The organism is Rahnella perminowiae (assembly GCF_019049695.1).
GTDB lineage: Bacteria > Pseudomonadota > Gammaproteobacteria > Enterobacterales > Enterobacteriaceae > Rahnella > Rahnella perminowiae.
Genome location: NZ_JAFMOT010000178.1, coordinates 29132 through 41954, shown reverse-complemented (window position 1 = coordinate 41954; position 12823 = coordinate 29132). Strand labels below are relative to the sequence as shown.

General features: G+C 52.6%; 9 protein-coding genes. 5 read left to right on the top strand and 4 right to left on the bottom strand.

Annotated features, from left to right (window positions below; all coding sequences use genetic code 11):
* Positions 1–102: 102 nt before the first annotated feature.
* Entirely contained in the window at positions 103–1251 is a 1149-nt protein-coding gene (fucO, locus tag J1781_RS13935) for a lactaldehyde reductase (protein WP_217220962.1), read from the top strand.
* Between the two features lie 98 nt (positions 1252–1349).
* A complete protein-coding gene (gene rhaM, locus J1781_RS13930) occupies positions 1350–1664 on the top strand; it encodes an L-rhamnose mutarotase (protein WP_217233772.1) in 315 nt (104 codons plus the stop codon).
* Here rhaM and J1781_RS13925 read toward each other — a convergent pair.
* Positions 1639–3813: a YgiQ family radical SAM protein gene (locus J1781_RS13925; RefSeq protein ID WP_217220961.1), complete on the bottom strand. Its 2175-nt coding sequence runs from the start codon at positions 3811–3813 to the stop codon at positions 1639–1641. The two genes, rhaM and J1781_RS13925, sit on opposite strands and share 26 nt — an antisense overlap.
* 428 nt (positions 3814–4241) lie before the next feature.
* Here J1781_RS13925 and J1781_RS13920 point away from each other — a divergent pair, with 428 nt between their 5' ends.
* The gene (locus J1781_RS13920; RefSeq protein ID WP_217220969.1) at positions 4242–5717 is read left to right on the top strand and encodes a SulP family inorganic anion transporter; all 1476 of its coding nucleotides are present in this window, start codon (positions 4242–4244) and stop codon (positions 5715–5717) included.
* 73 nt (positions 5718–5790) lie between these two features.
* Here the strand turns inward: J1781_RS13920 and J1781_RS13915 are convergent, their stop codons facing one another.
* The 3 genes from J1781_RS13915 to J1781_RS13905 all read right to left on the bottom strand — a co-directional run bounded on the left by J1781_RS13915 (position 5791) and on the right by J1781_RS13905 (position 10356).
* Positions 5791–7443 carry a dihydroxyacetone kinase subunit DhaK gene (locus J1781_RS13915; protein WP_217220960.1) on the bottom strand — a complete coding sequence of 551 codons (1653 nt, stop codon included), beginning with the start codon at positions 7441–7443 and terminating at the stop codon, positions 5791–5793.
* 157 nt (positions 7444–7600) lie between these two features.
* Positions 7601–8968 (bottom strand): L-serine ammonia-lyase, encoded by a 1368-nt coding sequence (locus J1781_RS13910; protein WP_217220959.1) that lies wholly within the window; start codon positions 8966–8968, stop codon positions 7601–7603.
* A gap of 104 nt (positions 8969–9072) precedes the next feature.
* Positions 9073–10356 carry an HAAAP family serine/threonine permease gene (locus tag J1781_RS13905; protein ID WP_129953297.1) on the bottom strand — a complete coding sequence of 428 codons (1284 nt, stop codon included), beginning with the start codon at positions 10354–10356 and terminating at the stop codon, positions 9073–9075.
* A 581-nt stretch (positions 10357–10937) separates the two neighbouring features.
* Between J1781_RS13905 and J1781_RS13900 the strand changes: the two genes are divergently transcribed.
* Entirely contained in the window at positions 10938–11525 is a 588-nt protein-coding gene (locus tag J1781_RS13900; RefSeq protein WP_238483544.1) for a regulatory sequestration protein YfiR, read from the top strand.
* Positions 11526–11527: 2 nt separating this feature from the next.
* Positions 11528–12808 (top strand): diguanylate cyclase DgcN/YfiN, encoded by a 1281-nt coding sequence (locus J1781_RS13895; RefSeq protein WP_217139534.1) that lies wholly within the window; start codon positions 11528–11530, stop codon positions 12806–12808.
* The last annotated feature ends 15 nt before the right edge of the window (positions 12809–12823 follow it).

Sequence of the window (12823 nt, the reverse complement as noted above, 5' to 3'; positions counted from 1 at the left end):
GCACGGGGGACAGCGGATGTTCCCCGTAGCAGGAAATGGCAAAGACCCCGGAGCAGCAGGCAGCAGAACACCTATTTTACTTACTCTATAGAGGGAATTTTTATGAGTTTCATGTTGGCCTTACCTAAAATCAGCCTCCACGGTCAGGGCGCAATCGAAGATATGGTTGCAATGCTGGCGACTAAACCACAGGGTAAAGCCCTTATCGTGACCGATGGTCAGTTAATCGAACTGGGTCTGCTCGACAATTTATTCTCCGCACTCAAACAGGCCGGACTGCCTTATGCCATTTACGGCGGCGTAGTGCCGAATCCAACCTCCGCCCATGTTGATGAAGGCTTCCGTCTGTATCAGGAAAACCACTGCGATTATCTGATTGCTTTCGGTGGCGGCAGCCCGATTGATACCGCAAAAGGCATCAAAATTCTGACCGCCAATCCGGGCCCTGCCACCCTGTATTCCGGTATCGGCAAAGTCAGTAAACCGGGTGTCTTTCTGGTGGCGATTAATACTACGGCAGGCACAGCGGCAGAACTCACCAGTAATGCGGTGATCATCGACAGCCAGCGTCAGGTGAAAGAAGTGATCATCGACGCCAGTCTGATCCCGGATATCGCCGTGGACGATCCGGCAGTGATGCTCAAAATTCCGGCCAGTGTCACCGCCGCGACCGGCATGGATGCGCTGACCCACGCCATCGAAGCCTATGTTTCCGTCGGCGCACATCCGCTGACTGACCCGACAGCACTTGCCGCGATTTCAACGATCACGCAATGGCTGCCAAAAGCCGTCGATCACGGCGATGATATCGAAGCCCGCGAGAAAATGGCGCAGGGGCAATATCTGGCCGGTATGGCATTTAACAGCGCAGGTTTGGGGCTGGTTCACGCACTGGCGCATCAGCCTGGCGCGACACATAATCTGCCGCACGGCGTCTGTAATGCGATCCTGCTGCCGGTCGTCGAAGCGTTTAACCGCGCCAGTGCGCCTCACCGCTTTGCCGACATTGCCCGCGCGATGGGCGTACAGACGCAAGGTATCAGCGAAACGCAGGCCAGTATTGCGGCCATTGACGCTATCCGCCAATTGTCCACCCGCGTGGGGATCCCTTCCGGTTTCAAAGAACTGGGCATTTGTGAAGCGGATATAGAAGGCTGGCTCGACAAGGCTCTCGCTGACCCATGTGCGCCGTGCAATCCGCGCACCGCAACCCGTGAAGAAGTGCGCGAGTTGTATCTGAAAGCCATGTAGTTTTTAGCTTCTGCCTCTGTGAAGGGGAAGAAAGCAGGTGTCATTTCTTTACTCCCTCCCCTTCGCAGGGGAGGGAGTAAATCTAACCGGAGAAAAATATGATCCGTAAATGTTTCGTGATGCAGGTTAATGCGAATGCACACGATGAATATCAGCGCCGACACTCGCCAATCTGGCCGGAACTGGCGGAAACCCTGAAAGCCCACGGCGCGCATCACTACAGCATTTTCCTCGATGAAAAACGTAATCTGCTGTTTGGCTATGTGGAAATTGAATCAGAAGAAAGATGGAACGCGGTGGCAAAAACGGAAATATGCCAGAAATGGTGGAAGCATATGGCAGACGTAATGCCTGCCAATGCCGATAACAGTCCGGTCAGCAACGACCTTAAACCGGTCTTTTACCTCGATTAACCCTCTGTCCGGCGGGTTTTGCTTTTGCGGCCGCCGGATTTTGCGTTTTTGCGGGGGTAAAACGCGTAGCAGCCGGTTTCGCTTTGCCTGAACGTGAGGCCGCACATTGCGGATCAAAACCGTCCGGGGGCACCAGACAATCAGGGCGAATCCCTATCAGGCGGCGCATACCCATCGCAGTCAGTGCCTCACGGATCACCGGCCAGTTCACCGGATCGTGATAGCGCAGTAAGGCTTTATGCAACCGCCGCTGACGATCGCCTTTCGGCACGACCACATCTTCACTTTTATAATCCACTTTGCCGAGCGGATTCTTACCGCTGTAATACATAGTGGTGGCACTGGCGAGCGGCGACGGATAAAAATTCTGCACCTGATCCAGCCGGAAACGATTTTTCTTCAGCCACAGCGCCAGATTGATCATGTCTTCAGTGCGTGTGCCCGGATGCGCAGAAATGAAATACGGGATCAGATACTGCTCTTTCCCGGCCTGTTTCGAATAACTGTCGAACAGCTCTTTGAACCGGTAATAACTGCCCATCCCCGGTTTCATCATTTTGGACAACGGCCCGGTTTCGGTATGTTCCGGCGCGATCTTCAGATACCCGCCCACGTGATGCTCGGCCAGTTCTTTGATATAGCGCGGATCTTCCACCGCCAGATCATAACGTACGCCTGACGCGATCAGGATTTTCTTGATCCCCTTCAGACTGCGCGTACGGCGGTAAAGGTTGATCGTCGGCTCATGGTTAGTGTCCATGTGTGTACAAATTTCCGGATACACACAGGACGCGCGGCGACAACTTTGCTCCGCTTTCGGCGACTGACAGCGCAGCATATACATGTTGGCGGTCGGGCCACCCAGATCGGAAATCACACCGGTGAATCCCGGAACATTGTCGCGGATCTCTTCTATTTCCCGGACGATCGACGCTTCAGAGCGGCTCTGAATGATCCGCCCTTCATGTTCGGTGATCGAACAAAACGCACAACCGCCGTAACAGCCACGCATAATATTGATCGAGAAACGGATCATGTCATATGCCGGAATTTTCGCCTTGCCGTAAGACGGATGGGGTACGCGCTGGAACGGCAGGCCAAATACATCGTCCATTTCTTCGGTAGACAGCGGGATAGCCGGTGGATTGATCCACACATAGCGGTCGCCGTGTTTTTGCATCAGCGCACGCGCACAGCCGGGGTTGGTTTCGTGATGCAGAATGCGCGAAGTATGCGCGTACAGCACTTTATCGCCCTTCACTTTTTCAAATGACGGCAGCAGAACGTAGGTTTTCTCCCACGGTTTCGGCTTTGGCGCGCGCACCGTTACCGGCTGCGGGGCATCCGGCGCAGGTAATTCCCCTTCTGAACACGGCAGATCCTCACCGTACGGGTTCATGATCGGCTCAATGCGCCCCGGTTTATCAAGGCGTGTGGAATCGACACCGCTCCAGCCGGTCAGCGCCGTTTTGCGCATCACGGCGGTGTTACGCACATCATGAATGTCACTGATGGATTCCCCCGCGGCCAGGCGGTGCGCCACTTCCACCAGCGGCCTTTCACCATTGCCGTAAATCAGCATGTCCGCTTTGGAATCCACCAGCACCGAGCGGCGCACGGTATCGGACCAGTAATCGTAATGTGCGATACGACGCAGGCTGGCTTCGATACCGCCGAGCAAAACCGGGACATCGCTGTAGGCTTCTTTACAGCGCTGGGTGTAGACCAGCGTTGCGCGATCGGGACGTTTACCGCCCACGTTACCTGGCGTATAGGCATCGTCATGACGCAATTTCCGGTCGGCGGTATAGCGGTTGATCATCGAATCCATATTGCCGGCGGTCACGCCGTAAAACAGATTCGGCTTCCCGAGCCGCATGAAATCCTCTTTGTTGCTCCAGTCCGGCTGCGCAATGATCCCGACACGAAAACCTTGCGCTTCCAGCATGCGGCCAATGATCGCCATGCCAAAACTCGGATGATCGACATACGCATCGCCGGTCACCACGATCACGTCACAGCTGTCCCAGCCAAGTTCATCCATTTCCGCCCGGCTCATCGGGAAAAACGGTGCCGTGCCGTAGCATTCGGCCCAGTAGCGCGGATAAGAAAACAGGGTGCGTTCGGGTTGGATCAGGCTGATTGGCATAAAGAGTTTTCGCTGAAAAAAGAGGAATTTTGCTTAAGCACGGCTAATGCATCGTGATTTCGCAGCCAGAAAATCAAGGCCGGAGATTATACTTGGGCGAAAAAACGGCTGCTGCGACAAGTGGGTTTGTCATGCGTCAGATCAAGCTTTTCAGGCCGTAAATCCCATTTTCCGTGATCACCACCGCAACACTCTAAGATTTTCCTTATGCGGAATTGCCGACTACCATGTTAGAAAGTGCATCAGAAAGCTTCAAATCGTAACTAAAGAATTTCTAACTTTAGACGTTGACCGCCACCGGGCCATCGCGCATTTTCGCCGCCCCCTGACAGAGAGAAGCCTATTGTGACCGCATTATTCCCACGCCCCGTCCTCACCCCCTCATACGCAGTGGAGACCGCTTCATGACGATGAAATCCCCTGAAAATCTGAACATGAATTTTCTGCGTTACGATATCCCGGCCGGGATTGTCGTGTTTCTGGTTGCGCTGCCGCTGAGTCTTGGCATTGCTCAGGCCAGCGGATTGCCACCTTTTGTCGGCCTGCTGACCGGCGTTATCGGTGGCGTGATCGTCACCCTGCTCAGTCCGTCGCGTTTTGCAGTCAGCGGACCGGCTGCCGGGCTGGTGACGATTGTGGTTGGCGCGATGGAAACACTCGGATCCTTTTCCTCTCTGTTGCTGGCGCTGATGCTGGCGGGCGTTCTGCAAATCGTCTTCGGGATCATTAAAGCCGGACGCTTTGTCTCGCTGATCCCTGGTTCGGTGATCCAGGGCATGCTGGCAGCGATCGGTATTTTACTGATCATGCAGCAGATCCCGGTCGCACTGGGCTATCAGGGAGAAGAGGGATTACGCGGCATTTTCAGCGATCCGGCCTTCAGTTTGTCGCCCACAGCGTTGATCGTCCCGGCTGTGGCATTGCTGATTTTGTGGCTATGGACGACGCCGCCGTTTAAGCGCATCAAGCTGATGACTTATGTGCCCGGCCCGCTGGTGGCGGTATTGTGGGGAAGCCTGGCGGTGATTTTCGGTGACCGCATCGTACCGGATTCGATACAGGCCATGCCGCGTATTGCGCTGCCGAAATTCGACAGCGTAGATGAAGTGACCTCGCAGCTGGAAAAACCGAACTGGAGCGCGTGGAACAATCCGCAGATTTATGTGATTGCCGCGACATTGGCGCTGGTCGCCAGCCTGGAAACGCTGCTTAGCCAGGAAGCGCTGAAGAAGCTGAAAGAGCAAACACCCGCGCCTTCGCCCGATAAAGAAATGCGCGCGCAAGGGATCGGGAATCTGATCAGCGGATTTCTCGGCGGCATGCCGATCACCGCTGTGATCGTACGCAGTTCGGTGAATGTGAATACCGGCGCGCGCAGTAAGGTATCGATCCTGCTTCACGGTGTGTTATTGCTTTTGTGCGGCATGTTTTTCAGCGAAATGCTTAACACCATTCCGCTGGCCTGCCTGGCTGCGGTGCTGCTGTATACCGGCTACAAACTGGCCTCACCGGCACTTTTCATGACCCAGTGGCGGCTTGGCCTGCCGCAGTTTTTGCCGTTTATCGCCACGCTGGCGGGTATTCTGCTCTTCGGTATGCTGGCCGGGATCGGCATCGGGTTGCTCGCGCAGTTGCTGTCGAGCACCTACAAAAGCCATCACAATGCGATGCAGCTTACACGCGACGAAAATCATTATGTGATGCGTTTTCACCAAAACCTGACGTTCCTGCATAACCCGCGTTTACAGAGCCTGCTGGCGGAAATCCCCGATAACAGCGTGGTCCGTGTCGAACGTGAGAATGTCGGTTATATCGACCCTGATGTGAAAGCGGTGCTGTCAGATTTCGTGGCGAAAGCACCGGAGCGCAATATCACGCTGGATCGCTGGCCGGTCGGACATTGATTTCAAAGGGCTGAGAATAATAAAAAGGCCTGCCGGTTTCCCGCAGGCCTTTCTTCTTTTGCTGGCGTAAATCTTATTTCTTCGCCAGCGCCTCAAACACTTTTTCAACGGCCACCGCGCCGGGATCTTTCACCCCTTTCAGGCTGTTGCTGCTGAGATAAGAAGAACGCCCGGCATTGGCTTTCTTCATGCTGGCCGTGTCTTTGGCCCCTTTGGCTGCCGCTTTAGCCGCCCCTTTCAGCGCATCTTTTTTGCCAAGGGCTTCCAGCGCCGGTTGCAGTGCGTCGATCATCGTGCGATCGCCGAGATCAGCCCCGCCGTAATGCTTCATGCGTTCGAGGCCGAACAACAGCGCTTTCGGTAATTTTTCACCCTCGCCGACTTTCTTACCGGCGGCGGTAAAGAAGATCGACATCAGCACACCGCTGGATCCTCCCATCACGGTCGCCAGACGATCACCGACTACGCTCAGAAGATCGGCCACATTGTTCAGTGGTAATTTATTGCCTTTGTTTTCTTTCTGAATATCACGCGCGCCGGTGGCAAAGGTCGAACCGGTATCACCGTCACCGACTTTGGCATCAAGTTTATTCAGCTCATCTTCCAGATCAGACAGTGTCTGAGTAATGGTTTCAACGATTTTGCCGACCTGCGCGTTCGAAGACGCTTTCACCGCTTTCTTATCGCTGATTTTCTTGCCTTTTTTGGTCGCCAGTTTTTCCAGCTTCACCAGAGGCTGCCAGCCGGACGCTTCCACTTCTGCCAGCAAGGCTTCTTCAATACCGCCTTTAAGGGCAATTACCGACAGCGAGAAACCTTTCATATCCAGCGCACTGACCAGCGATGCCGGGCCAATCAGATAACGGATCGAACTGCCCAGCGCCGAATGCACCAGTTCTTTGGTGATCTGATTCATCTCGAGCGGAGAAACGCCACCGAGGTTATTGATCAGTATCGCCAGCTTGTCGCTTTTTTTCACGTGTTCCGCAAGCTTACCAACCAGCGTATCCACCACTTTTTTACTGTTCTGGGTTTTCAGGGTCGACACACCCGGTTCGCCGTGAATGCCTAAGCCCAGCTCAACGTGGCCGGATTCGATACGTTGTTCTTCCTCATCTTCACCGCCAGCCGGCAGGCTGCACCCGGCCGCCGCAACACCGATACTGGCAGTGGCGTCAATCGCCTGCTGAGCAATTTTGGCGACCTCTTTCAGAGATTTGCCCTGCTCAGCCGCGTAACCGGCAATTTTATGCACCAGCGCCGTCCCGGCGATGCCGCGCGGCTGCTTGTTGTCCGGCAGGGAAATGTCGTCGGAGACCATCACCAGCTCGACGTCATAGCCCATGCCTTTCGCTTTCTCAGCAGCCAGACCAAAGTTCAGACGGTCGCCGGTATAATTTTTGACGATCAGCAAACAGCCGGCTTTACCGGTGACCGTCACAATCGCATTCAGCACGGCGTCCACGCTCGGGGAAGCAAACACTTCGCCGCACACTGCCGCCGTGAGCATGCCTTTGCCAACAAACCCCATATGCGCCGGTTCATGACCCGAGCCACCCCCTGAAATCAGTGCAACCTTTTTCTTATCCCAGTCACGCCGTACGACCACACGGATGGCCGGATCGATATCCAGTTTTGCCAGGTTTTTATAGGGAGAGGTCAGGATCACCCCTTCGATAACATCGTTAATCAGAGTCTTGCGGTCATTCATGAAGAATTTAGACATACCGAGCCTTTCCTTTTAACTGTTTTCCAGGTGTTGTGAGGCAGAAAAAACATACCTCTGCGTAATGCAGGTATCTGAAAACATAGCACAGGACAAAAATCAGGAAGGAGACGAGAAAGGCGGTTTCCCGCCTTTTAGGAAAGGATGAGAAAAGAAATCAATTGCAGGCGAGAACTTTAATCGCCAGACCTCCTGTCGAGGTTTCACGGTATTTCGAGTTCATGTCCTTGCCGGTTTCGTACATGGTTTCGATGACTTTATCGAGACACACACGCGGTTCGCTGGTGCGGCGTAATGCCATACGTGATGCATTGACCGCTTTCACGGCCGAAATGGCGTTGCGCTCGATGCATGGCACCTGAACCTGCCCGGCCAGCGGATCGCAGGTCAGCCCGAGGTGATGTTCCATCGCGATTTCTGCCGCCATAAATACCTGCGCGGTGCTGCCGCCCAGCAGTTCTGTCAGGCCTGCCGCCGCCATCGAACAGGCCACGCCGACCTCACCCTGACAGCCCACTTCCGCACCGGAAATCGACGCATTCATTTTGAACAGAATGCCGACCGCGCCGGAAGCCAGGAAGAAACGGCTGTAAGAGTCAGGACTGACCGGGCGGATAAACTGATCATAATATGTCAGCACGGCAGGGATGATGCCGCACGCGCCGTTGGTGGGAGCAGTAACCACACGGCCGCCCGCCGCATTTTCTTCGTTAACCGCCATCGCGTACATATTGATCCAGTCCACGACGCCCATCGGATCGACATTGTTTTTATCCTGCGTTACCAGGATGCGGCGCAGCGCGGCAGCACGGCGGTTGATTTTCATCGGCCCCGGCAGCAAACCTTCGGTATGGATACCGCGCGTAATGCCTTCGCTCATCACATTCCAGATGGCCGCAAAGTGATCGCTGATTTCTGTGCGTGTATGCCCCGCCAGTTCGTTTTGCAGCATCAGAGCCGACAATGACAGACCGGTGTCCGTGCAATGTTTCTGCAAATCGCTGGCCGAGCGGAACGGATACGGACGCAGCACCGGATTTTCATCCTGCACACCAAACTTGCTGGCTTCGACAATAAAGCCACCGCCGACAGAATAATAAGTTTGCGTATACAGCAGTTCATCACCGCTGAATGCGCTGATTGTCATACCATTTTCATGCAACGGCAGATTGCCGGAATGGAAATTCATGCCTGAACCGGCCGGAAAATCCACTTCTTTTACGCCCTTGCCCAGCATCAGACGTCCGGTATTTTCTACCTGACGGATAAACGCCGGGATCGCATCGATGTCTACGTCATCCGGCATATTACCCGCCAGCCCCATAATGATAGCCAGATCAGTATGGTGTCCTTTACCGGTCAATGATAATGACCCGTAAACATCAACCGCCACGCGGGTCGTTTGGGTTATATAACCTGAAGAGATAAGCTCATCAGTGAATATTTTCCCGGCTTTCATCGGACCAACAGTATGCGAACTGGATGGACCAATACCAATTTTGAAAATATCGAAGACGCTGATCACGGTGGGCACTCCATGTGAAATTATTTACGGGCAGAATAAAAAGGGAAACGGGAGAGAAAGGAGCGGGATATTCCCGCTCACTTTATTTCAGATAACGTTAATAATTAGCCCATCAGGCTGAATACAATGGCTGACATCGCAATCAAACCCATAATAACAATGAAGACGTTGCTGATATGGCCGCTGTATTTTTTCATCGCAGGGACTTTACGGATGGCATACATTGGCATCAGGAATAACAGCATCGCAATAATCGGACCACCCAGCGTTTCGATCATACCCAGAATACTTGGATTCAGGGTTGCGACTAACCAGGTGGTTAATAACATAAAGATACCGGTATAACGGTTCAGCGTTGGCAGGGAAATTGTTTTGCCTTTGCTGCGCAGAGATTTAATCACCATGCCATTAAAACCTTCACGCGCCCCCAGATAATGGCCGAGGAAAGATTTGGTAATGGCGATAAAGGCAATAAACGGCGCGATATATTCAATCACCGGATTAGAGAAGTGATTAGCTAAATAAGACAGAATAGACACGTTTTGCGCTTTGGCTTCCATCAGGTTGGCCGGAGACAGGCTCAGGACACAGCTGAAGACAAAGAACATCACCGTGAGTACCATCATGATGTGGCTAAAGGCCAGAATGCGCGAGCATTTCTTCTCCGCGTCATCACCGTATTCTTTGCGTTTTGCTACAGCAAAAGAGGAGATAATTGGCGAGTGGTTGAACGAGAACACCATGACCGGGATCACCAGCCACAGCGTCATCAGCATACCGTGACCCACGCCGTTCCCGGACAGCGAGACGTTTTCAAACACTGACGTATTCCAGTTAGGAATAAGGTAAAGCGCCAGTGCCATCAACACCGCCACAAACGGGAACACCAGAATGCTCATCGCCTTCACAATGATATCCTGGCCAAAATGCACCAGCGTCATTAATCCGAGGATCAGGATCAGAGACAGCAACGCACGCGGCGGCGCATTCATATGCATCTGATGAGTAATAAAACTCTCAACCGTATTCGTGATCGCCACGCTGTAAACCAGTAAAATAGGATAAATGGCGAAGAAATATAACAGTGTAATTAATTTACCGGCTGTAATACCAAAATGTTCTTCCACCACTTCCGTAATATCTTCACCGGCATTTTTACCCGATAAAACAAAACGGGTTAAGCCGCGGTGAGCGAAGAAAGTCATTGGGAAAGCGAGGATGGCCATAATAATTAACGGTATTAACCCGCCAATCCCCGCATTAATAGGAAGAAAAAGAACGCCTGCACCAATTGCCGTTCCATATAAACCTAACATCCACATGGTGTCAGTTTTACGCCAGGAACTTACTGATTTTTTAGACAGTGTCCCGATTGTTGTATTATCCATGATTCCTCAGTACCTAATTATAAAAATAATTCCGTTTTCCCCAGGAATGGTTGATGTTTTTTTACTGCACCCGTCATCGAAAAAACCATCCTGACGGTTAAAACATACCATTAATGCGGGCATGATACCTATCAGCAGCATAAAAATCTGCCTAACGGTGTGGCTTTGAGATCATGGTCACGAATATTGATAAAATGGCGTCTATTATTCCTTTAAATTCCAATCTATTAACATTTCCTGTAATTTAAATTCATCAAATAGTGATTACGATAACATTTATTTTTTGTCATATTTTGTTATCACCGTGACTATTATTTATATAACGGTTGAAATACCGACAATGTGGGTTATTTATCGGCGCTCCTCGCCTGCCTCTGCTCAAAAAAATCTCGCAGAAATTACACAATTCATTAGTTTTCCTTTAGTATTCGCAACTTTTCTGTTTTCTGTAAAAAAATCGACACAAAAGGCATGCATTTTTAGGGCGAAAATTTTTTATTGACGCTTTCCGAAGTTATGCCGATAAAGTTATTCTTATTCCGGTGAAACACTTTCAACCGGAAGAAACGCAGAGCGACGCAATGGAAAAAGCCCGATCACCTTTTTACCTGTCAGGGAGGATACCTGCCGGCCATTTGTTTAAGGCCGCGTATGGCTTTGCGCTACTAACGGTGCTTCTGATCGCGCCGTTAAAACCGGTTATCGCCGAAACCAGCGAGACGTCACCTGATGCCGCCGTCGCCCAGACCGTTAACGGAATCCTCAGTTATTCGCGCTGGCCTGACAAAACGGCCTCTTCTTCTTTAACGCTGTGCATCATTCCGCCAGTCAAATACGCCGCATTACTCACGCCCGATGGCAGCGCTTTTACCGGCAGGCCGCTCAAAGTGATGACGTTGCCTTTTGAGAGTCCGCTGCTGACGACGCAATGCGATGCGATTTATTCCGGCAGCACAACGGCAGAGCAGCAAAACGATTTGCATCTGCGTCTGGAAGGCCAGGCCATTTTGACCCTCAGTGAGCAGGACGATGCCTGCGCATTACTGAACGCATTTTGTCTGGTGATCACGCCCCTTCATACCGGATTCAAACTGAATCTGGACACGCTGTCCCGCAGCGGTGTGCGGGTTAATCCCGCCGTATTACAACTTGCCAGGGAAAAGGAGTAACTATGGAAAATCAAATTCCTGTTCCTGACAAAGAACAGCCGCGCCAGCGCCCGACGCTAAGCGCCGCACTGAACAGAATCCATATGATTGTGATTCTGACCGCGATTGGCCTTGCCGGTTTTTTACTGATTTTGCTGGCCCTGATCGCCCTGCGTTCGCATGCCGAAAATAATCTGCAACTGACCGCGCGTGCCATCAGCTACACCACCGAAGCTGCGCTGGTGTTTAACGACCCTGCTGCCGCGCATGATTCGCTGGAGTTCATCGCCAAAAGAGGCGATTTCACCCAGGCTAAAATTCTGACGCCTGCCGGTGCGACGTTCACCGAATGGCAAAGACCGGTAAACAGCAACTGGGACAAGCTCGGCCAGCTCGTCGGCCACCTGGCTTTCCCGGAACCCATCACGATGCCAGTGAATCATTCAGGTTCGCTCATCGGTACCGTCTGGCTCGCCGGTAACGGCGGCAGCCTGACGGGCTTCCTGCTGGAGACGGTGCTTAGCCTGATCGGCTGTCTGGTACTGACGGCACTGGTCGCGCTGTATTTTTCCCGCAGGATGCAAAAAGGCATTGTCGATGCCCTCGGTCACATTACGCGCGTCACTCATGACGTCACGGCCAACCGGTCGTTCAATTTGCGCGTACCTTCCGCGCCGATTGTCGAGCTACACACCCTGAGCCAGGACTTCAACAGCCTGCTGACAGAGCTGGAAGCCTGGGAAAACCATATGCGCAACGAGAACGTCTCACTGACCCAAAAAGCGTTGCATGACGGACTGACCGGTCTGCATAATCGCGCGTTTTTCATTGATACGCTCAACCAATGCTTTAACCCGATGCGCCCGGCGCTTTCACTGGCCTTGTTGTTTATTGATGTCGATAACTTTAAAGAGATCAATGACTCACTCGGTCATGCCGCCGGAGACCGCGTGCTGATGGTGATAGGCGAACGGATGGCGAAAACACTGCGTAAAGGCGATGTGCTGGCGCGTCTGGGCGGCGATGAATTTGCCATTTTGCTTGAACCGATGGTTTCCACCGCAGAGGCCGTGGCTTTTGCCGAACGGATTGTTGAAATCATGAAAACCCCCGTCATCCTGCTCAATAACAAGACGCTGGATGTTTCTCTCAGTATCGGTATTGCGCTGTCGCCTTCTCAGGCCACCAGCGCGAAAGAGTTACTGGATAAGGCCGATGAGGCCATGTACCGCTCGAAAAAAATTTCCGGCAATTGCTGGCATGTCTCTTCAGGTATGCCGCTTCCTGCCGTGATGAAAGACTAAAAGGAATTACTGAAT

What these genes read in the sequence shown, in the direction of transcription:
- J1781_RS13915 (WP_217220960.1), bottom strand. Translation starts at nt 7,443, where the DNA reads ATGTCTAAATTCTTCATGAATGACCGCAAGACTCTGATTAACGATGTT.
- J1781_RS13925 (WP_217220961.1), bottom strand. Translation starts at nt 3,813, where the DNA reads ATGCCAATCAGCCTGATCCAACCCGAACGCACCCTGTTTTCTTATCCG.
- J1781_RS13895 (WP_217139534.1), top strand. Translation starts at nt 11,528, where the DNA reads ATGGAAAATCAAATTCCTGTTCCTGACAAAGAACAGCCGCGCCAGCGC.
- J1781_RS13900 (WP_238483544.1), top strand. Translation starts at nt 10,938, where the DNA reads ATGGAAAAAGCCCGATCACCTTTTTACCTGTCAGGGAGGATACCTGCC.
- J1781_RS13905 (WP_129953297.1), bottom strand. Translation starts at nt 10,356, where the DNA reads ATGGATAATACAACAATCGGGACACTGTCTAAAAAATCAGTAAGTTCC.
- rhaM (WP_217233772.1), top strand. Translation starts at nt 1,350, where the DNA reads ATGATCCGTAAATGTTTCGTGATGCAGGTTAATGCGAATGCACACGAT.
- fucO (WP_217220962.1), top strand. Translation starts at nt 103, where the DNA reads ATGAGTTTCATGTTGGCCTTACCTAAAATCAGCCTCCACGGTCAGGGC.